Origin of the sequence: Acinetobacter nematophilus (assembly GCF_026344175.1) — a bacterium.
In the GTDB taxonomy this organism is placed as follows: domain Bacteria; phylum Pseudomonadota; class Gammaproteobacteria; order Pseudomonadales; family Moraxellaceae; genus Acinetobacter; species Acinetobacter nematophilus.
The window spans coordinates 1-21,067 of sequence record NZ_JAPKMY010000017.1 but is presented as its reverse complement, the minus strand read 5'-3'; the positions used below and the strand labels follow the sequence as shown (position 1 = coordinate 21,067).

Annotated in this window: 17 protein-coding genes; 15 read left to right on the top strand and 2 right to left on the bottom strand. The window is 37.7% G+C overall.

The features are described 5' to 3' along the window. Window position 1 precedes the first annotated feature (1 nt). The 13 genes from OSH00_RS19605 to OSH00_RS19545 all read left to right on the top strand — a co-directional run bounded on the left by OSH00_RS19605 (window position 2) and on the right by OSH00_RS19545 (window position 17,691). The gene (locus OSH00_RS19605) at window positions 2-466 is read left to right on the top strand and encodes a hypothetical protein (RefSeq protein WP_266131816.1); all 465 of its coding nucleotides are present in this window, start codon (window positions 2-4) and stop codon (window positions 464-466) included. 636 nt (window positions 467-1,102) lie between these two features. Continuing rightward, window positions 1,103-3,166 (top strand): bifunctional diguanylate cyclase/phosphodiesterase, encoded by a 2,064-nt coding sequence (locus tag OSH00_RS19600; RefSeq protein WP_266131815.1) that lies wholly within the window; start codon window positions 1,103-1,105, stop codon window positions 3,164-3,166. 461 nt (window positions 3,167-3,627) lie between these two features. Beyond that, window positions 3,628-4,824: a serine hydrolase domain-containing protein gene (locus OSH00_RS19595; protein WP_266131814.1), complete on the top strand. Its 1,197-nt coding sequence runs from the start codon at window positions 3,628-3,630 to the stop codon at window positions 4,822-4,824. 86 nt (window positions 4,825-4,910) lie between these two features. Then, complete coding sequence (locus OSH00_RS19590; protein WP_266131813.1) at window positions 4,911-6,152, top strand: OmpP1/FadL family transporter; 1,242 nt, start codon at window positions 4,911-4,913, stop codon at window positions 6,150-6,152. A gap of 368 nt (window positions 6,153-6,520) precedes the next feature. Further along, window positions 6,521-7,135, top strand: coding sequence for a MarC family protein (locus tag OSH00_RS19585; protein ID WP_266131812.1), 615 nt, complete (start codon window positions 6,521-6,523; stop codon window positions 7,133-7,135). Between the two features lie 338 nt (window positions 7,136-7,473). Then, complete coding sequence (locus OSH00_RS19580; RefSeq protein WP_266131811.1) at window positions 7,474-9,063, top strand: peptide chain release factor 3; 1,590 nt, start codon at window positions 7,474-7,476, stop codon at window positions 9,061-9,063. 95 nt (window positions 9,064-9,158) lie between these two features. Then, entirely contained in the window at window positions 9,159-9,971 is an 813-nt protein-coding gene (locus OSH00_RS19575; protein WP_420909558.1) for a hypothetical protein, read from the top strand. 262 nt (window positions 9,972-10,233) lie between these two features. Next, window positions 10,234-11,202 (top strand): RsiV family protein, encoded by a 969-nt coding sequence (locus OSH00_RS19570; RefSeq protein ID WP_266131810.1) that lies wholly within the window; start codon window positions 10,234-10,236, stop codon window positions 11,200-11,202. Further along, window positions 11,202-12,026 (top strand): TatD family hydrolase, encoded by an 825-nt coding sequence (locus OSH00_RS19565; RefSeq protein ID WP_266131809.1) that lies wholly within the window; start codon window positions 11,202-11,204, stop codon window positions 12,024-12,026. The genes OSH00_RS19570 and OSH00_RS19565 overlap by 1 nt, the downstream gene beginning before the upstream one ends. A gap of 212 nt (window positions 12,027-12,238) precedes the next feature. After that, window positions 12,239-14,995, top strand: a complete 2,757-nt coding sequence (acnA, locus tag OSH00_RS19560) for an aconitate hydratase AcnA (protein WP_266131808.1) — start codon at window positions 12,239-12,241, stop codon at window positions 14,993-14,995. A 135-nt stretch (window positions 14,996-15,130) separates the two neighbouring features. Beyond that, the gene (locus OSH00_RS19555; protein ID WP_266131807.1) at window positions 15,131-15,901 is read left to right on the top strand and encodes a tRNA threonylcarbamoyladenosine dehydratase; all 771 of its coding nucleotides are present in this window, start codon (window positions 15,131-15,133) and stop codon (window positions 15,899-15,901) included. A 98-nt stretch (window positions 15,902-15,999) separates the two neighbouring features. Then, window positions 16,000-17,109 carry a DUF695 domain-containing protein gene (locus tag OSH00_RS19550; protein WP_266131806.1) on the top strand — a complete coding sequence of 370 codons (1,110 nt, stop codon included), beginning with the start codon at window positions 16,000-16,002 and terminating at the stop codon, window positions 17,107-17,109. Between the two features lie 75 nt (window positions 17,110-17,184). Beyond that, window positions 17,185-17,691, top strand: coding sequence for a hypothetical protein (locus tag OSH00_RS19545; protein ID WP_266131805.1), 507 nt, complete (start codon window positions 17,185-17,187; stop codon window positions 17,689-17,691). A gap of 177 nt (window positions 17,692-17,868) precedes the next feature. Here the strand turns inward: OSH00_RS19545 and OSH00_RS19540 are convergent, their stop codons facing one another. Next, the gene (locus tag OSH00_RS19540; protein WP_196076763.1) at window positions 17,869-18,006 is read right to left on the bottom strand and encodes a hypothetical protein; all 138 of its coding nucleotides are present in this window, start codon (window positions 18,004-18,006) and stop codon (window positions 17,869-17,871) included. Between the two features lie 102 nt (window positions 18,007-18,108). Here OSH00_RS19540 and OSH00_RS19535 point away from each other — a divergent pair, with 102 nt between their 5' ends. Next, window positions 18,109-18,999, top strand: a complete 891-nt coding sequence (locus OSH00_RS19535) for a LysR family transcriptional regulator (RefSeq protein ID WP_266131804.1) — start codon at window positions 18,109-18,111, stop codon at window positions 18,997-18,999. A gap of 79 nt (window positions 19,000-19,078) precedes the next feature. Here the strand turns inward: OSH00_RS19535 and dusA are convergent, their stop codons facing one another. Then, window positions 19,079-20,083 (bottom strand): tRNA dihydrouridine(20/20a) synthase DusA, encoded by a 1,005-nt coding sequence (dusA, locus tag OSH00_RS19530; RefSeq protein ID WP_266131803.1) that lies wholly within the window; start codon window positions 20,081-20,083, stop codon window positions 19,079-19,081. A 542-nt stretch (window positions 20,084-20,625) separates the two neighbouring features. Here dusA and OSH00_RS19525 point away from each other — a divergent pair. Beyond that, on the top strand, window positions 20,626-21,067 hold a 442-nt coding region (locus OSH00_RS19525; RefSeq protein ID WP_266131802.1), incomplete at its 3' end, for a LysR family transcriptional regulator.

Below are 21,067 nucleotides of genomic sequence, written 5' to 3'. Positions count from 1 at the left end.
CATGGCGGGAAATATCGAAAAATCTGCACTTGATAAAATCAGTACACAGGAACTGCAACACCTGATTACGGTGTCTACAGGGTTTATTGATGCTTATATTATTAATTGTTATGGCAAAGACCCAATGTTGTTACCGCAGAATGTGGTGCTATCTGCTCAGAATAGTCCAATTCATGTTCCTGTAGTGGAATGGCATGAAAAGCAATTACCCACCTTTAGTGTCAGTGATCCCCGAAAGGCTTTGGGCGTTGCCTTGATTATAGAAGGTGAGGAGTTGGATGAACGTTTTGCTTTAATGTGTAATGAAATGCCGAACTCTATTCGTTTACGTATCTCTGAAGTGGTGGATGTTGAAGACGCTATAGAAGATAAAACAATTTTTCAATATGTTAAAATAGGTAATGTTCGCTACCATGTTCCAGACTTAGATCAAATTCAGCTTGAGATTGGACTAAGAAAAGCTTAGCAATTTACTTAGATATTGTATGTTAAAAATGAACGTGATTTCAGTTAAAACCGAGCGATAGGGGTCGCTCGGTTTTCACTTTCCATACATTTGATGTGGTGAGATAAATGGCATCGATTGCGATGTGAAATTCCAATTTGGACATTCACACGTAAATGCATGCGATACTACGATCAATCGATCTGATTTTTGAATCCTATGTGTGTCTGTTTTAAAATTTTTATTCTAATTTTTCATTACTTATTGTAATAAAGCATTTTGGTCATCATCCTTACCTTTGGTAATGAATAAGGTCTATCTGAATTTGCAATGCTAACTTGATGGCGCTTTACACCTGTTATTTGTTATTTTTCTAAATGATGAACCTAATTAATGCATTTAAAAGTGAGATGCTAATCACACAAAACTGTTTTAATTCTTGGATCTTTTTCCAATTCTTCAAAATAAGCCATAGAATGATTAACTTGTTTCAAAATGCGGCTGATAATTTTAAGAAAAATAACTTGACCTTCAATAGGATAGTGATATTTTAAGAAATATTAGAGTTCTAAAAAGTGAACCTTTTTGCCATTATACGTCATAAAACATTGGGGTTTCTTATAACAATAATAGGTTGACTACTGGAAGAAAAATTTTATGAGTTATATGAGTTATGATAGTAGCCTCGTAATAGGTTCTGCGTGCATTGCAGTGATTATCTGTTACATTGCTATTTCATTAGAACAACTCATTTTTACGCCTCACTCGGCACGTATTCAAAAAGTTATTATCTGTTTAAGTGGTATGGCACTGGGATTTGCCATTTGGGCGATGCATTTTGTCGGAATGTTGGCTTGCCATTTACCAGAAAATCACACTTTTGATCTAACACTCACTGTAATCTCTTATATTATTGCAACATTGGCTTCAATATTTGCAGTTTGGTTGACAACTCAGGACACCTTACCCCTTCCGCGTTTGATTTTAGGCGCTTTACTTATGGGATTAGGTATTGCCGGCATGCATTATGTAGGCATGATGGGATTGGAAATTCCAAACCAGCAAATTTATTATCATCCAATTTTAGTCATACTCTCTGTGACGATTGCAATCAGTGGTTCGGGATTATCGTTTTGGCTGGCATTTAAGTATAAAAATACCTTTAGTCATAAGCTGTTGTATAAAGCTGCCGTATCCATCATGATTGCACTGAGTATTGTAGGGATGCACTATACTGGTATGACAGCGATAACGTTTTCGTCAACGCATGTCAATCATTTTGAAAATCAGTTGAACGAAGGGCAAGGTGTTTTGTTGTTCACTATTATTTTTGTGGCAAGTTTGATTCTTGTTTCTGCCTTTTGTGTGGCAATTTTAGAACGAAGATTAGAAGAACGCAGTTTACAATTAATACAAGCCAATAAAGAGCTTGAAGGATTGGCACTTCAAGATAATCTGACTAAGTTGCCTAATCGCCTTTTTCTAGTTGAATATACGGATGCATTATTTTTGGATTATAAGGAGGCAACAACAAAAATAGCCTTTGTTTATATTGATCTTGATCGCTTTAAATCTGTTAATGATGCTTTTGGTCATCATATTGGCGATGAACTTCTAGTGAAGTTTGCTCAACGTTTATATCCTTTATTGACTGAAGGGCAAAAATTGATTCGTATTGGCGGTGATGAATTTATTCTAATTCTTGAAGATTCCAGTCGAACTGAAGCAGAGCATATTGCTGAATTATTCTTACAAAAAATTCAGGATAGTTTTCAAATTTCGGGTAAAGAAATCAATATTTCAGCGAGTATAGGAATTGTATTTTTTCCAGATCACGGACAAAATTTACAAGATTTATTAATTAATGCAGATTCTGCGATGATGCAGTCCAAAGAACAGGGGCGAAACACTTATAGTATGTATAGCTGTTCCCTAGACCAGCAGCATAACAATCGAAGTCAATCTAAATTGATTAATGATTTATACAAAGCTGTTGAAGAACAGCAATTTATCTTATTTTATCAACCCAAGTTTACCGCTGATTATCGTATTTGTGGTGTTGAAGCCCTGATTCGTTGGAAACATCCAAGTTTGGGATTATTAGCACCCAGTATGTTTATAGGTGGCGCTGAGCAGACGGGTTTAATTATTCGTATGGGCTATTGGGCCTTAGAGCAAGCGTGTATGCAAATTCAACAATGGGAGCAAAAGAATTATACCTTTTGCCCTGTTGCTGTTAATCTCTCCGCAGTGCAATTTGAACATAAGCATCTGATTGGCAATTTAGAAAAGTTAATCCAGAAATATCATGTTAAACATGGAAATTTAATTATTGAAATTACTGAGTCTACAGCGATGCACCATATCGATGATAGTATTCAAACTTTTGAAAAACTCAGAAATTTAGGAATTAAACTGGCTATTGATGACTTTGGAACAGGGCATTCCAGTTTTTTATATTTAAAAGACTTACCTGTAGACGAACTAAAAATAGATCGTGAGTTCATTCGAAATCTGTGCGAAGGTTCAAAAGAACAGATTATTTTAGAAAGTATCATCCATCTGGCAATCCGCTTAGGCTTGGTCGTCACGGCAGAAGGTGTTGAAACAGAGCAGCAAGCGCAAATTCTTAAACGCTTAGGTTGTCAACAGTTACAAGGTTATCTATTAGGTATGCCATTGCCTGTCGATCGTTTAGAAGCAAATTATCACCCAATTTAATCAATAATTTATAATGACCTGAGAGAATAAAAAACGATATTATTTAAATGGATATTTGTTCATTTAGCAGAGTATCAATCAAAGTCATACTATTAATTCTGCAGCATTGACTACTCATCAAAAAATATAGATATTTTTAGAAAAAGTTTAATATTTTGATCGAATTTGCTTATTTTAAAATCTCAGCAATAAGACAATGATGCTGAGTGTTAAAATTATCAGTTCAAGTAAAAAAATATTTAAAGCATAATGACTTGGTAAATGTATGTGTAAATGTCAATAATAAGCATGAGAATAAATGAGTGTACACATAAATAAAAATATCATCCAATATTCACATAATTAACTGCGTATTAGGGAATGATATGCTGATTTGTCATGTAAAAAAAACCTTATTGGGTCTCGTGTGCCTGTGTCTTTTTAATAGTTCAGTATTTTCGGAGATTCATCAGAACGATAAGTTGCAATCCCCTCGGCAGAAACTCGATGTAAATTTGAACAATGTATTTGCACCTGAAAAAAATCGCTATTCATTTTTACATATGCAGGAATTCTTACCGACAATTACGATATGGACGGGAAATAAACCGATATCGGAATTCAAATATGCTTCACCGCAATTAAATAATATTCCATTTCACTTTATAAAACCGTCTACAAAACAGCCTGTAGAAACTAATCTGGAAAAGATGTTGGTTGATACCAATACAGATGGTTTTGTTGTCTTAAAAAATGGAAAAATTGTTGTTGAAAGATATTTAAATGGTCAAGATGCATCTACTCGTCACCAAATGATGTCCGTTAGTAAGTCTATTTTTGGTTCTTTGACCGCAATGTTGATTGCAGAGGGAAAATTAAAAAGAAATGCAAAAGTAGTTGAATACATTCCAGAACTGAAAGATTCAGCATTTGGCGATGCAACCGTTGATCAAGTGATGAATATGACGATTGGAATAAAATATTCAGAGGATTATTTATCTCCTCATTCAGAAATTACTCAATACATTAAAAATATGGGGTTAATGCCAGAAAATGATGTATATAACAGTAAATTAGGCATACGAAATTTTTTACCTACACTCAAAAAAGAAAAAGTGCATGGTACTACATTTCATTATGTTACTCCCATTAGTGATGTCATGTGTTGGTTAGCTGAGCGTGCGTCAGGTATGACACCAACGGTATTACTTGAAAAAAGCATTTGGCAAAAAATGGGGATGGAGCGTGATGCTTATGTTCTTGTTGATCCACAAGGAGTTCCCAGTTGTGGTGGTGGGGTAAATGCAACAACTCGAGATATGGCTCGTTTTGGTCAAATGATCTTACAAAAAGGTCAATTTAATGGTCAGCAAATTTTACCTACTGAAGTCGTTGAACGCATTGCTCAAGGTGGAGATGCAAAAGCCTATGCAAATAGTGTGTATGCAAGAGATGCTGTAACACCGAAAGGATCTAGTTATGTGGATCAATTTTGGTTTTTCAATAATCCTGAAAAGTCATTTAGTGCATGGGGAATAAATGGGCAATGGATTTATGTCGACCCTAAACACAATGTCGTTATAGTGAAGCAATCTAGTCTGGATTTACCAGAGGATCATGATATTGAAGCCTATACGCTTGCTGCTTTTAGTGCGATAGCTGCTTCACTCGATAAATAAACATAGTCCGTTGCAAGTGCAACTAAAGAAGAACAGCGCTTGCATCATCAGCAGAAGTTATTGTTTTTAATCAAGGATGGTTAATTATGAAAATTACCCCACTCATATTTTGCTTGTTGAGTATCTATTCATCTACACAAGTTTATGCAGCTGGTATGGATCAGTCTGGTCAATCTATTTTAGCATTTTTAGAAGATGGGCATTATGCAGAGGCAAGTATTACAGCTGTCTCTCCAGATATCTCGGGAAAAATTAGAAATAGACCTGATTTAGTCGCATCAGGAAGTTCTGATCTAGATACGGGCGACATGATAAAAGATATTCAATATTATAGTGCTGCCATGAAGTTTCAGCTTTCACCCAGGGTCTCATTTGGTCTTCTTTATGACCAACCTTTTGGTGCGAATACAGAATATCCTATGAAAGCGAATAATACTTTTTCGGATAATCAATACACCTTTGTTGGGACCAAAGCGAACGTTGAAACCCAAAACCTTACGACAATCATTGGCTTTCAACCGAACAAATATTTGAATTTCTATGCGGGCGGGGTCTATCAAAGCATGGAAGGAAATGTCTCCCTGCGTGGAAATAGTATGGGCATTTTTAATGGATATGATGCAAATTTTTTAAAAGATAATTCAACGGGTTGGTTGGCGGGTGTGGCATATCAAATCCCAGAAATCGCGTTAAAAGCAGCGTTAACTTATCGTTCTAAAATTGATTATAGTATTGATGTACAAGAAAGTCTGAATGGTGAAATTATGAATTTTACCGAAGCAAAAGATACAAAAATAATTACGCCGAAGTCTATAAACTTAGATTTTCAAACAGGAGTAAGTCAAAACACCTTGTTATATTTAAATGCACGATGGGTGAACTGGAAAAATTCTGTTATTCGTCCAGCTCAGTTTGGCGCACTGTCTGAATTAGCAACGGCTGAATTAAGCCAAGGCGCATATGGTGGTGGTTTCAATTTGGATGACTATAGAAAAGATCAGTGGAGTGCAGCATTAGGCGTTGGACATCAATTTAATGAGAAAATAAGTGCATCCACTGACGTGAGCTGGGATTCAGGTACAGGCAACCCTGCAGGTGTTTTAGGACCAATTCATGGTGGATGGGGACTGGGGCTAGGGCTCCAATATAACCCAACACCTAAATATTTTCTTTCTGCAGGTCTTCGTTATATATGGTTTGGTGATGCTGTCGCACAAGATGGCACATACTTTCTCCCTATTGAAGGTATTTCACAAATCGCAGAACAAGCTGATTTTAAAGACAATACCGCGATGGTATATGGACTAAAAATCGGTTACAAATTTTAATCCATGATCGGTTATAACGACATTTCATGATATAAATATGGATAAACTTCTTTTTCTTTAGATGTTTATCCATCTTAATTTTTGATATATCCTTTTCTAAGTATAATTTTTACTTTTAATGTATTAAGCCCGAAAATTGAACATCATTTGATAGGATTTAATGATGTAAGTCGAGTAAACAGACTTTGATTCATTCAATTATCTGAGTAGCAATATCGTTACATATTTCTATGATTTTATATCCAGTAAACTCATTTATATTCAACAATTTTACAATTCTAAATAACGAGTCTGACAAAATGAGTGAAGAACTGATATTACACTTTATGTACCCCTATATTTTTTGAATTAATTAATGGAAAGTTCTTATGTTTTCAAACTATATCCATTCTTTTGCTTTATTTTTTTCTCTGCTCAATCCATTTTTAATGAGCATTTATATGATTGGGATGATTCGTCATACTGAAACTAAAGTTTTTAATAAGAGTTTAGCTCAGGGTGCGCTGATTGCTTATGTGGTATTTTTGCTTTTCGCATGGGGTGGAGAAGCCATCTTTAGTACGTATTTAAATGTCCGTTTTGAGTCATTTCAAATTTTTGGTGGACTTATTTTCTTGGTGATCGGCTATCGTTTTGTCTTTCAAGGTGCTGATACAATTGGCGAAATGAGAGGGACACCCGCACACCTAGCCAGTACCATGGCGATGCCATTTATGATAGGTCCGGGCACAATTAGTGCGGCTGTTGTGACGGGTGTCAGTATGTCTTTACTCGAATCGGCCCTCTTGATTGCATTCACTTTATTTATCAGTTGTGGGATTTTAATGATTATGAAATTTGGTCATGATCATCTCCGCTATAGTCATGCAAAATATATTGACCGTTATTTTGATATTGTTGGGCGTTTATCGGCGCTTTTAATTGGAACCATAGCGATTGATATGATTGCAAATGGAATCATAGGATTGATTAATAAATACTAATCTTCAATGTGAAGCCAATCAAATAAATTTATATTTGAGTATTATTCTTTCTGTTTTCTTTTCCATGAAGGAGATAGATCTAGGCTTTACCTATCTTGTTTAGGACGAGCCAAGTGTGCCAAGCAAGGATTTTTATGAGATGGCAAGTCGATTATCGAATTTCATTTTCCCTGCATGACTTATTCAAGAACAAATTATAGATGATTAAGACCGATCAACAAGCGTTAAAATACAGATGAAATCTGCTACAATCCACACAATTTCAAATTCAAACTTTTTCAGTTCAAGTACATATTTATCAATGTGTACATAACTGTGCACATATTGTAGATTTTTTTATGTTTAAAGATCAGTTAGCTACAGAAGTAGCAGCGCGTAGGACTTTCGCGATTATTTCCCACCCCGATGCTGGTAAAACCACAATGACAGAAAAACTGTTGTTATGGGGTAAAGCAATTCAGGTTGCGGGAATGGTAAAAAGTCGTAAATCAGATCGTGCCGCGACATCTGACTGGATGGAAATGGAAAAAGAACGTGGGATTTCGATCACTACCTCTGTAATGCAGTTTCCCTATAAAAAACATGTCATTAATTTGCTCGATACACCAGGACATGAAGATTTCTCTGAAGATACATATCGTACTTTAACTGCCGTTGACTCGGCGTTGATGGTGATTGATGGGGCAAAGGGTGTCGAAGAACGTACCATTAAATTGATGGAAGTGTGTCGTATGCGTGACACACCGATTATTTCATTCGTCAACAAAATGGACCGTGAAATCCGTGAGCCATTAGAGTTGCTTGATGAAATTGAAAATGTGCTTAAAATCCGTTGTGTACCAATTACTTGGCCGTTGGGTATGGGGCGTGATTTTGCAGGTGTATATAATATTCTTGAAGATAAGCTTTATCTCTACAAGGCAGGCTTTGGTTCAACCATTACTGATATTGAAGTTCGTGATGGTTATGATTATCCGGATATCCGTGACAAAGTGGGTGACTTGGCATTTGCGTCTTTTGAAGAATCATTGGAACTGGTCAAAATGGCCAATGATCCGCTTGATCCGGCAGAATTCTTGGCAGGACGACAAACGCCAGTATTGTTTGGTACAGCTTTAGGCAACTTTGCCGTTGATCATGTGCTTGACGCATTTATCCAATGGGCACCGGAACCGAAAGCACACCCAACACATGAACGGACTGTTGACGCCACTGAAGAAGGCTTCAGTGGCTTTGTTTTCAAAATTCAAGCCAATATGGATCCGAAGCACCGTGACCGTATTGCCTTTATGCGAATCTGTTCAGGCAAGTATGAAAAAGGTTTGAAAATGAATCATGTACGTATTGGTAAAGATGTACGTATCAGTGATGCATTAACCTTCCTTGCCGGCGAACGAGAGCAACTGGAAGAAGCATGGCCGGGTGATATTATTGGTCTGCATAACCATGGTACGATTCAAATTGGAGATACCTTTACCTCAGGTGAAAATCTTCATTTCACAGGTATTCCGCACTTTGCACCAGAAATGTTCCGCCGTGTACGTCTCAAAGATCCTTTGAAATCTAAACAGCTGCAAAAAGGTTTGAAAGAACTTTCTGAAGAAGGTGCGACACAGGTATTCATGCCCCAAATTAACAATGATTTAATTGTAGGCGCAGTAGGGGTGCTTCAATTTGATGTGGTTGCATACCGCTTGAAAGAAGAATACAAAGTGGATTGTATTTATGAACCAGTGAATATCAATACAGTGCGCTGGGTATCTTGTGATGATGAAAAGAAATTCAACGAATTTAAGAAAAAAGCACATGACCAGCTTTCAGTCGATGGTGGTGGTCATTTAACTTACCTTGCGCCGAGCCGAGTGAATTTACAGTTGATGCAAGAGCGTTATCCTGATATTCAGTTCCGTGCGACACGTGAACATTAAGTTTTGCTAACTTATTGCAAAATGTAAAAACAGCTTCCTAGTGAAGCTGTTTTTGTATCAAAATACAGTGCTTTTTGTCCAAAGGGATTTATACGGTGCAATATTCAAAAAAAATAATCACGGTGTTTTGTTTGAGTACTTTGGTTTTGGTAGCATGTGATTCAAAAAAAGATCAAGATAAAGATGGTTCAGTATTACAATCCAAACAACAAGCCGCAGAAGTTTTACCTTATTTAAATATTCAAGAAAGCAAAGCGGATTATGCATTGCCATTTTGCGAGAAAAAGAATTGCATTGAAATCGACATCCAAACCATTAAAACTCAAGATGCTTGGCTCAATCAATGGATCAGTAATAATCAGGCGAATGTGATTCAAGCACAAATTGATTTAAAGCAGAACATGACTTTACAGCAAGCAATTAATGCTTTTGTCAAAAAGTCAGATGCGTGGCAAGAAGAGTTTCCAAAAAACAAAGCATTTGAATTACATATGCAAACCCGAATGGCATCACAACGTAATGAATATGTTTTACTTCAAGTCTCGGTCAACTCATTGCAAGCGGATGTCAGTATCCAGGAACGTCAATACTTTTTCGTCGCAGATCGTAAATTGAAAAAGAGTTTGAGCATTTTAGATGTGATTCAACCCAATCAACAAAATCAGTTGAATGTTTGGGTACAAGAAAAATATGCAGCATGGTTGGAAAAACAAAACCCGGATGTAAAAAAACATGCACCTAAAAAACTTTATTGGGGACAAGCAGATTGGTTCTTTGATGGAGAAGGTGTGGGTTTACACTATCGCGCCAATGAGATTGTAGAAGATGCAACTCAGTTGGATATTTATTTAAGTAAAAAACAAACCCAAAAAATACTTAAAGCAGAAGTATTTCAACACATGTTCTAATCTTGATGCCTACAAAGCTGATGAGCAAAACTAAATTTTATCGACTATTCCATGATGTTGAATTGTCGATAAGGCGAACTTTCCTTTGAGTTTGTATACAGCATTGATGACCGGGTTTGAACATTAAATCAGCACATTGATAATGATAATAACGCTTCAATTTTCATACAAATTTTGATTGAGGATTGATACAGAGAAGAATAGGCTATCCCTTAGAGATATTGAAAAAATCTGAGCTTGGATTGTTGGATAGGTTTGTGAAATGTTGAATCAAAAAAATACCTTAGCACTTTCAATTTTGTTAATCACCTTGGGATTAGCAGCGTGTCAAAAACCAGACTCTAAAAAAGTAGAGCCAACAGTAGATGAAACTGCTGCATCACAAGTCGCAGATACTTCACTGCTGTTACAAGGCGATAGAGAGAAATTAAAACTGAGTTTACCTGAGTGTGATGGAAAAACATGTCCTGAATTTTCAATTGAAAGACTGCAAAGTAACCAGCCTTTTGTAGATCGAGTGATTGACCAAGCAATTTTGGATAATCTCGATAAAATGTTGGATATTGCACAGTTGAGTAAAAAAGTTGCCGATCAACAGCAAGCCAGTTCACAAGCTTCAGCCAGTGAAGTAAATGTAGATAAAACATCGACTCAGCAATTGCAAGATCGTGTTCAACCGTATGCAAACTCATTCTTGGCATTGGATAAAGAACTTAAAACATTGGGTGCAAGTGGTCAGATCACGATTAGTTTAAGCCCTAAAATATTGAATTCGGATCAGCCTTTAGCAACGGTTGTATTAAATAGCAGTAGCTACTTGGGGGGAGCACATGGATCATCTGCACAAACTTATTTTAATTTTGATTTGTTGACGAAGAAACAGGTTCAACTGGATCAAATCATTGAAGCAAAGCAAAAAGCTAAATTTGAACAATTGGCACATGATGCATTTAAAGCTTGGGTAGTTGATTCAAAACTTGCGGATAATGTGAGCGAGTATGAGCAAGTTTGGAAATTTCAATTATCCAATAATTTTTATCTGGGCAAACAAGGTTTGATTTTACAGTATGGTGAATATGATATTGGTCCATATGTGGTGGGTTTGCCTCGTTTAACTATTCCTTATGATCAATTAAAGGGGATATTAAAACCGCAATATTTCCCAGCACAAATGCAGGTAGATCAACCGAATAGTTCTGCGCCGGCGGCTGACAATAAAGCGAAATTATAATGTCATTGAGACTGTTTGATACGCATACGCATTTCGATGTTCCGGATTTTGATCAGGACCGGGAGACGTTGGCATATCAAGCAAAATTGGCTGGGGTTGAACATCTGGTTTTAATCGGATTTTTAAAATCACGTTTTCAAGAGTTGATTCATACCCAGTACATACTGAATCAGTTAGAACAGGCACCGCGCAGCCATTTGGCACCGGGTTTGCATCCTTTTTATATTGAGCAGCATGATTCAGCACATCTCGATGCACTCGAACAGATTCTCCAAACAGAACAGTGTATAGCCGTTGGAGAAATCGGTTTAGATACTTTTTTGAAACAGCATAAACAGCCTGAAATTTTGGCAAAGCAAAAGGCATTCTTTTCAGCACAGATTGAACTTGCTCAACAGTTTGATCTGCCGATTCTTTTGCATATCCGTAAATCTCATGCCGATGTTCTGACGATGTTGAAGCAACATCAGTTTCAAAATGGTGGAATTGCACATGCCTTCAGTGGTGGTGTAGAAGAAGCCAAGGCATTGATCAAGTTAGGATTTAAAATTGGGATAACAGGACAGATTACTCAACCAAATGCCAAAAAACTCCATGCTGTGGTACAGGCAGTGGGAGCTGAGCATCTCGTTTTAGAAACAGACTGTCCAGACATGACGCCTTTGTGCTGTCAGACATCTACACAACATCGAACACGTAATACGCCTGTCAATTTACCCTATGTTCTGCAAGGTTTGGCAGAAAGCTTAAACATGGAACTTTTGTTGTTGGCAGATATTTTATGGAATAACTCCATGACATGTTTGAGGATGAATGAAGTTTGATAAGGGCTTAAGTTCGCAATGATATGGCACATGTTTGTTCAAAATATCTTGAGTAAATGGATCACCATTCCTCACTGGACGTCGCCTTGTATCTCACTCAATTGAATAAAAATAACCAATTCACAACACCTAAAATAAATATTTGTCTTAGATTGAAAGAAGTACTCCAAGTAGCTCAATAAGAAATTAACGCCAAGCTGGAGGTTAACTCAATGGCAAAGTATGGTCGTATAAATAGTTTGAATTCTCTACACAACTTAAATGTTGGGAATGAAACATATAAAATTTTTAGTTTGAAACAAGCCCAATCTGAATTAGGTGATATTTCAAAACTGCCGAAGTCACTCAAAGTACTGTTGGAAAATTTACTGAGATTTGAAGATGATCTCACGGTAAAGCGAAGTGACATTCAGGCTATTGTCGATTGGCAGAAAGATAAAACTTCAGATCAAGAAATTCAGTATCGACCAGCACGGGTCTTGATGCAGGACTTTACCGGGGTTCCAGCAGTTGTTGACTTGGCTGCAATGCGTGCTGCTGTTCAGGCAGCTCATAAAGATCCCAATTTAATTAATCCTTTATCACCTGTTGATTTGGTGATTGACCATTCGGTCATGGTAGATCATTTTGGTACAGACCAAGCCTTTGAAGAAAATGTTGAAATTGAAATGCAGCGTAATGGTGAACGCTATCAATTTTTGCGTTGGGGGCAATCATCCTTTGATAATTTTAGCGTTGTCCCGCCGGGTACAGGGATCTGTCATCAGGTTAATCTAGAGTATCTGGCACAGGCTGTATGGTTAGGCGAAAGTGACGGAGAACAGTATGCTTTTCCGGACACCTTGGTGGGGACTGATTCACATACCACCATGATCAATGGTTTGGGTGTACTGGGTTGGGGCGTTGGAGGCATTGAAGCCGAAGCCGCGATGTTGGGGCAACCGATTTCGATGCTGATTCCTGAAGTGATTGGTTTTAAATTAACAGGCAAATTACGTGAGGGAATCACAGCAACTGATTTGGTACTGACTATCACTCAAATGCTCCGTAAAAAAGGTGTAGTCGGGAAATTTGTTGAATTTTATGGTGATGGGCTTGCGGATTTACCATTGGCAGACCGCGCAACCATTGCCAATATGGCGCCTGAATATGGGGCAACTTGTGGCTTTTTCCCTATCGATGAAATCACACTTGGCTATTTACGCTTGACGGGTCGTCAAGATGACCGTATTGCACTGGTTGAAGCCTACTGTAAAGAACAAGGGTTATGGCGCAATCCAGGAGATGAGCCTGTGTTTACCGATACTTTGGCGTTGGATATGAATACGGTTGAAGCCAGTGTTGCAGGGCCAAAGCGCCCACAAGACCGCGTGGTATTGGCTGATATTCCAAAGACCTTTAGTGCACTGATGGAACTAGACCTTAAACCAGCTAAAATTGAGAAAGAACGGTTGGTGAATGAAGGGGGTGCAGGCACAGCCATTGATTCAAAACAGTCTGCATTACAAAATGAAGAACCACATTGTGTCATTGATGGTCAACGTTATCCATTGACCGATGGTGATGTGGTTATTTCTGCAATTACTTCATGTACCAATACATCGAATCCAAGCGTAATGTTGGCAGCGGGCTTATTGGCCAAAAAAGCCATAGAAAAAGGCTTACAGCGTAAGCCGTGGGTCAAAAGTTCTTTAGCACCAGGTTCCAAAGTCGTTACGGATTATTTAGAGGCAGCAGGATTACTGTCTTATCTAGACCAACTGGGCTATAACCTTGTAGGTTATGGCTGTACCACCTGCATTGGTAACTCTGGACCATTGCCTCAGCCCATAGAAGATGCGATTCAGTGCTATGACCTGAATGTCGCATCGGTACTTTCAGGAAACCGAAACTTTGAAGGCCGTGTACATCCTCTGGTAAAAACCAATTGGTTGGCTTCTCCACCGTTGGTGGTTGCCTTCGGATTATTCGGTAACATACGTCATGATATTACCACTACTGCACTGGGTGTTGATTCACAGGGTCAGTCAGTCTATCTAAAAGATATTTGGCCGACACAGACCGAGATTGATGCTGTACTCCAAAAAGTGAATACACAGATGTTCCATAAAGAATATGCTGCGGTATTTGATGGCGATGAGAAATGGCAGGCGATTCAGATTCCTGACTCTGAAACTTATGAATGGGATGAACAATCGACTTATATCCGTCATCCACCGTTCTTTGAAGGGATTGATCAGCCGTCAAAACCAATTCAAGATATTCTTAATGCCAATATTTTGGCTGTTTTAGGTGACTCAGTCACCACAGACCATATCTCACCAGCAGGGAACATTAAAAAGGACAGTCCAGCGGGGCGTTATTTACAAGCGCAGGGCGTGGATCAAAAAGACTTCAACTCATATGGCTCACGCCGCGGGAATCATGAAGTGATGATGCGAGGCACATTCGCCAATATTCGTATCAAAAATGAAATGTTGAATGGTGAAGAAGGCGGCAACACGCTGTATATCCCAACCGGTGAAAAACTGTCGATCTATGATGCTGCTATGAAGTATCAGCAAGATGCCACTCCACTGGTGATCATTGCAGGTAAAGAGTATGGTACGGGTTCTTCACGAGACTGGGCCGCGAAAGGCACCAATCTTTTGGGGGTAAAGGCCGTAATTACCGAAAGTTTTGAGCGAATTCATCGTTCAAATCTAGTAGGAATGGGGGTACTGCCCTTGCAGTTTGTCGATGGACAGACCCGCCAATCATTAAATCTAACCGGACATGAACAACTGTCTATTTACGGTTTATCTGATGATATACAACCTCATCAAACTTTAGAGGTTGAGGTTAAACGTGCAGATGGATCACAAGATCGTTTCAAAGTGTTATGCCGTATTGATACGTTGAACGAAGTGGAATACTTTAAAGCAGGGGGGATCTTACATTATGTACTGCGTAATTTAATTGCATCTTAGTTAAGCTATTGCTCAGGTTTTATATCGGTTCTCCAAGCCCTGTATACAGTACAGGGCTTTTTTTATTGCGTCCATGCAAGACACATTGCTGATAAATGAGTAAAATAGTGCGGTATTTTTGAGTTGATGCTAAACATGACTGACCATTCTACTGATGATGAATATGAACGCCGTTTTGCCGGTGTTGCCAAGATTTATGGAGACGATGCGTTTAGTCATTATGAAAAAAGTCATGTGATGGTGATTGGGATCGGTGGCGTCGGTTCATGGGCTGTGGAAGCCTTAGCCAGAACGGGGGTGGGTGAACTCACCCTTGTGGATATGGATGCCGTTGCAGCTTCAAATATCAACCGTCAATTGCCCGCGATGAGTTCAACTCTAGGGATGGAAAAGATTCAAGTCATGGCTGAACGATGCCGTTCAATCAATCCACGAATCAAGATCAACTTGATAGATGACTATCTAAGTCCTGAAAATATCAAGGAAATTTTAGAAAAGGCACCCGATATTATTTTAGATTGTATCGATGATGTTAAAGCAAAGTTTGCACTCATGTTACATTGCCGTTTTAATAAAATCCCACTGATTGTTTCTGGTGGAGCGGGCGGAAAATTAGACCCTTTAAAGATTCGTGTAGCTGATTTGTCTAAGACAGAGCAAGACCCGATGTTGGCAAAACTACGTAGCCAGTTACGTGGCAAAGGCATTTGTAAGAAACCCAAAGAAAAATTTGGTATTACCTGTATTTATTCAATAGATAATCCATTTTCTAGCGCAGATGTCTGTGCCAGTGCAGGTCTGCGCTGTGGCGGTTATGGATCAGCTGTTGTCGTGACATCCAGTTTTGCAATGGTTGCAGTTGCAGAAGTATTAAAAAAATTGGATCGTCTACAACCTGGAAAGTAATGCTTAAGTTGACTTAATTGTTGCTTCAGTACATTTAAAAAATAGATGAATTAGGTTAAATTAACCTGATTCATCAGCAATAAAAGAAAATAATCAAAATGAGTTTTTTTAAGAAATTGTTTGAAAAAAAACAACAGCAGGTACAAAACAATCAAAACCGCTATGCTGAATTTTGGCAATGGTTTCAGCAGCATCAACAGCATTTTCATCGAGTGGTCGATGAAATGAATCAAGACACGATTCAAAGAGATTTCTTTGATCAATTGTCTCCTGAATTGGAAAAAGTTCATGTTGGGATTTTTTTTCTAACAGGAATGTACGACCAAGAGACTGCTGAGCTGATCTTGACGCCAGATGGTGTGATTTCCAATATTATCTTTGTTGAAGAACTGGTGGCTGCTGCCCCTGAAATTGCAGGTTGGAAATTTACAGCACTGAAACCTGCCAGCGATATTCACCAGACCAGTATTGCTATGCACTGTCATGAATTTAGTCAAGAAACTTTATCTTTTTATCTGAGAGATCATGATGGATACCCTGACGAAATTGACCTCGTTGTCGTGCATGATCAATATAATGAAGAGCAAAAAGCCGAGTTTTTACAAGCAGTTTATATTTTTTTAGACAATTATTTAGGCGAATACGATTCAATCACTAAATTGGATCAGGTGTCAGTACGCTGTCGACAAGATGCTGAAAAAGAATTGATGCCGATGGAGAGTTTAAAAAATATTTTAATTTTAAAAACGAGTGAAATTTCTCGTTTAGACAAAGTTATCCGAACGAATACAGATGAAGATGAATATATCAGCCTGCAAGGGGAAACGAATGAGGGCTTACCCCTGATTGCAGTTTTAAACAGTACTTTGCTGGATTGGGATCAAAAAGCGTCGCATCCATGGATGATGATTATTGAAATCACCTATCATGGTCAAAACTCGAGCGGTATGCCGCCTTCAAAACAATATGAACAACTTGAACATATAGAACAAGCATTATTGGCTGAGCTAAAAGATGTTGATGGTTATTTAAATATTGGTCGTGAAACTGGAAATCATTTAAGAACCATGTATTTTGCCGCTAAGGATTTTCGAAAACCGTCCAAAGTAATTGATCAGATTATTGAAAAATATAGCAACGATTTTGAAATTGAGGTCAGTATCTTTAAAGATAAATATTGGCGCTGCCTAAATAAATTTGGTCGATAGATTCGGAATTTATCTGACGTTATGCGGATTACAGTGGATTTAGCATCAATCTATACATATGGATATTGAATAAACATGTTTCTATGGGGGAATCGTTTACACTTTAATCTTAGCCCGCTCATATTGTTCATTTTGATTGCAGTTGGAGTGGGTTACGGTTGTTATTCAACGGTTCGCCACGTTCAAGCAGTCAATCAATTGAATGAAGCACGAAAAGCATTGGGTGATATAAGAACGGTGCTGATTTGGTCAAGTGCCCAATATCCTCATAATGCGATAAAGACATGTAACTTTAAGAATATACAGCAAGCCAGTGCACACGCCGAGTTTCAAAAAATAAACCAATTATTCGACTGGAACGTGAGTGTTCAACAGCAGACACAATATCTTGAACGTATTAAAGTCTTTGCAATAAATGACTTACAGACATGTATGATCAAAGTCTATTTTAAATATGATCATTCTGTCAGTGATGATCTTGCTGGGAAGTATATTGCCTATCGATATGACCTAAAAAATAATAAAACCGAATGTTTGACCAATATAGAAAAATATTCTCTCGTAAAATTCTGTACCCGTTGATAAAGCAGCATTCCTATACGAAACGACCTGAATATCCATCAATATGGTTTATCCGTCTAAGTTGAATGAGATCAGTTCAGATTGCTGTTCAGCCCATAGGGATTTATTTTTAATACATGATTGTGGTTAAAAAACAAACCAGCCCTTGTTGTTACTTGCTCAATGTACCAGATCTGTTCAATCCTGCGACTCAATAAACGTTGATTGCTTAATCTCTTTTCCTGTTTGCTGAGTGATGAAACGGTCATAGCAACTCAATAAAAGAAATGCACCAATGATACTGATAAAAATCAAGATTTGTTTAGATATACTCATTGGCTTTCTTCCTGGACGCTTACTTTTAAATTCAGTCTAGTGAAGTTTGTTGATCTAATCTAATATGGAAAAAAGAATGATTGATCTAATATTGAGATGAATATGGCAACACTCAAACAATTCCATTATCTGATTAAAATTGTTGAAGAAGGTGGATTTATTGCTGCTGCAGAAAAGTTGTTTATTGCCCAATCTGCGTTAAGTCGGCAAATGAAGCTTTTGGAAGAAGAAGTTGGTTTCGAAATTTTAGATCGTGGTGATAAGAAAATAAAGCTGACCAAAGCAGGGCAGTTCTTTTATTCCCAAGTTAAAAATAACCTACTTAACTTAAATCATATTATTGAAAATGCTAAAGATATTGCTAAAGGGCAACATCGCCTAATTAAGATTGCGCATTCAAGTACCATTACGATGAGTTTGGAAAAAATACAGTTGTTTGATCATGTCGCCAGATATCACAATATTAATTTTGAAATCAATAATATGTCTTCTGAAGATCAAGTACTTGAATTGATAAAAGGTAACATTGATATTGGATTTTTTCGTCCCCCTATTTTAAATAGTTTGGATGGCTTAATCGCCACTCAATTATATGATGAACCCTTATATGTTGCTGTCCATCAACACCACCCTCTAGCGAAAAAAAGCACAGTTAAAATTCAGCAATTAAGACATGAAACCTTTGTATCAACGCCTCATGCAGAACGAGGTGGGCTGAGTTATTTGGTTGCTAATATTTGCCTGAGTGCAGGTTTTGCGCCCCGGAAAGCCAGAATTCAATCTCGAAAAGTGTCGCAACTGCAATTGGTTGCAGCAAACATAGGGATCTGTATCGTTCCTGCCGAATTCGAAAATATATTACCTGAGCAAGTTAGATTGATTGCTTTGGATGTTGAGCATGCACGCTCTGATGTCTTTATGGCATGGAACAGTCATGCGGATGATGCAGTAGTGAAATGCGCAAAAGAATTAGCGAAATACTTTCAAAATTAAACTTCAATAAAAAACGATAGGTCGTAAATGCATATCATTTTTTATTGACTGGGTCTGTTGGCTATGGAGATCAGTGAATTTAAACAGACTGTTCTCGAATATAATCTTCAGTTCGTTTCATTGCTTCTTTAATATTTACGATAGCAGTTTCGACATCGGCAAAAGTTTTGGCATTGCCACCACTTAAAGCTTGACGCCATTTACGCGCACCTGGCAGGTTTTGAAATAATCCAAGAATGTGACGAGTAATAATCGACAGTGGCGCACCCTCCTGCATCCGTTGAGCAATATAAGGCAACATTTGATCGATAATCTCAAAACGATCAGGCAGATCTAAATTCCAAAGCTGTCCCAGTTCCGCTAATAGATAAGGATTATGATAAGCCTCACGACCGATCATGACGCCATCGACATGTTTTAAATGTGCTTGAGTTTCAGCAAAGGTTTTAATCCCACCATTGATTTCGATCAACAACTCAGGACGGTCTTGTTTTAAGCGATAGACATCATCATAGCGGAGTGGGGGAATATCTCGATTTTCTTTTGGAGACAAGCCTTGAAGCAGAGCAATACGGGCATGGACGATAAAATTATTGCATCCAGTTTTTGCTACAGTATCGACAAAATGCAGCATTTCTTCATAGGATTGCATGTCGTCAATGCCGATTCGATGTTTTACGGTGACTGGAATATCAACTGCGTGACGCATTTCAGCTATGCATTCCGCAACCAAATCAGGTTCAGCCATCAAACATGCACCAATTTTATTATTTTGCACACGGTCACTTGGGCAGCCCACATTTAAGTTGACTTCATCATAGCCCCAGTCTTGCGCCATCTTGGTACAAGTTGCGAGTTCTTTTGGGTTTGATCCGCCAAGTTGCAATACGATCGGATGCTCTTCATGGTTGTAATCTAAATGGCGATTTGCCCCACCATGGATAATAGCCCCTGTTGTGACCATTTCTGTGTATAGAATGATATTGGGATTAAATAAACGGGCAAAAAAACGATAGTCGCGAGTGGTCCAATCCATCATCGGGGCAACCGAAATACGAGGCGTTAGAGATTGGAGCTCAGACATAAAGTAAACCTGAAAAGATAGAAAAAAACGAATAGTGGATTATACGTGCTTTATTTTAAAATCAATAGTGATCCTCAAAGATAGCATTTGTAAAATAAATTAAAGTTTGATGCTGGAGGATTTTTTTAGGAAAATAGAAAATGATTTATTTATATTAATTAAAGGTTTATTTCTTTAAAATTAATACGAATGAAATTGGTTAATCGGAGATACATCTACTTTAAGTGAGTACTACGATCTAGATGAACGATATGAAGGTAGCAGCTTAATTTGTTTTTGAAGGCTGTTTTTTAGAGTTTATTCAATATAAATGAACAAATCAGCCTGTAGTTTCAAACTGTGAGAAAAACTCATAAGCGAAATACTTTTTCTCACTTTTTATTAACTTATATTTATGACACTTTATTACGACAAGCTAAGTTAACTTTTATGAAGTAAAAATATGATTGAGAAAAGGGAGATTTCTCAAATGAGTAATAATTTTTTAGAAAATATATAGTTATATCTATCTTGGCGATATAACGGACAAACCAGGAGTGTCCATGAAAATTAGACCATTACCGCCCATGAACAGCTTAATTGTATTTGAGGCAGCTGCCCGCCACCTTAGTTTTACAAAAGCTGCTGATGAATTAAGTGTTACTCAAGGAGCTATTAGTCGCCAAATCAGACAACTTGAAGAGTATTTAGGTAAAGAATTATTTGTTCGAGCAAATCGTAATATTTCATTAAGTCCTACAGGGTTACAGTATTATCAAACAATTTATAGTTCCTTATTGGAAGTATCTCAGGCTACAGCTGAGATAAAAAAATGGCAAGGAGAGCATCAAATAACAGTTGCTACTACAAATGCTATGGCTGCTCTGTGGTTATTGCCTAAGGTAGCAGCATTTCAGCAAAATAATGAAGGGATTGATTTAAGGATTTTAACGACAGACAATATTTCAGACTTACATAAAATGGACTTTGACCTAGCTTTATTTT

What these genes read in the sequence shown, in the direction of transcription:
- OSH00_RS19555 (WP_266131807.1), top strand. Translation starts at nt 15,131, where the DNA reads ATGACTGACCATTCTACTGATGATGAATATGAACGCCGTTTTGCCGGT.
- dusA (WP_266131803.1), bottom strand. Translation starts at nt 20,083, where the DNA reads ATGTCTGAGCTCCAATCTCTAACGCCTCGTATTTCGGTTGCCCCGATG.
- OSH00_RS19540 (WP_196076763.1), bottom strand. Translation starts at nt 18,006, where the DNA reads ATGAGTATATCTAAACAAATCTTGATTTTTATCAGTATCATTGGTGCA.
- OSH00_RS19585 (WP_266131812.1), top strand. Translation starts at nt 6,521, where the DNA reads ATGTTTTCAAACTATATCCATTCTTTTGCTTTATTTTTTTCTCTGCTC.
- OSH00_RS19535 (WP_266131804.1), top strand. Translation starts at nt 18,109, where the DNA reads ATGGCAACACTCAAACAATTCCATTATCTGATTAAAATTGTTGAAGAA.
- OSH00_RS19550 (WP_266131806.1), top strand. Translation starts at nt 16,000, where the DNA reads ATGAGTTTTTTTAAGAAATTGTTTGAAAAAAAACAACAGCAGGTACAA.
- OSH00_RS19565 (WP_266131809.1), top strand. Translation starts at nt 11,202, where the DNA reads ATGTCATTGAGACTGTTTGATACGCATACGCATTTCGATGTTCCGGAT.
- acnA (WP_266131808.1), top strand. Translation starts at nt 12,239, where the DNA reads ATGGCAAAGTATGGTCGTATAAATAGTTTGAATTCTCTACACAACTTA.
- OSH00_RS19605 (WP_266131816.1), top strand. Translation starts at nt 2, where the DNA reads ATGGCGGGAAATATCGAAAAATCTGCACTTGATAAAATCAGTACACAG.
- OSH00_RS19580 (WP_266131811.1), top strand. Translation starts at nt 7,474, where the DNA reads ATGTTTAAAGATCAGTTAGCTACAGAAGTAGCAGCGCGTAGGACTTTC.
- OSH00_RS19600 (WP_266131815.1), top strand. Translation starts at nt 1,103, where the DNA reads ATGAGTTATATGAGTTATGATAGTAGCCTCGTAATAGGTTCTGCGTGC.
- OSH00_RS19545 (WP_266131805.1), top strand. Translation starts at nt 17,185, where the DNA reads ATGTTTCTATGGGGGAATCGTTTACACTTTAATCTTAGCCCGCTCATA.
- OSH00_RS19570 (WP_266131810.1), top strand. Translation starts at nt 10,234, where the DNA reads ATGTTGAATCAAAAAAATACCTTAGCACTTTCAATTTTGTTAATCACC.
- OSH00_RS19590 (WP_266131813.1), top strand. Translation starts at nt 4,911, where the DNA reads ATGAAAATTACCCCACTCATATTTTGCTTGTTGAGTATCTATTCATCT.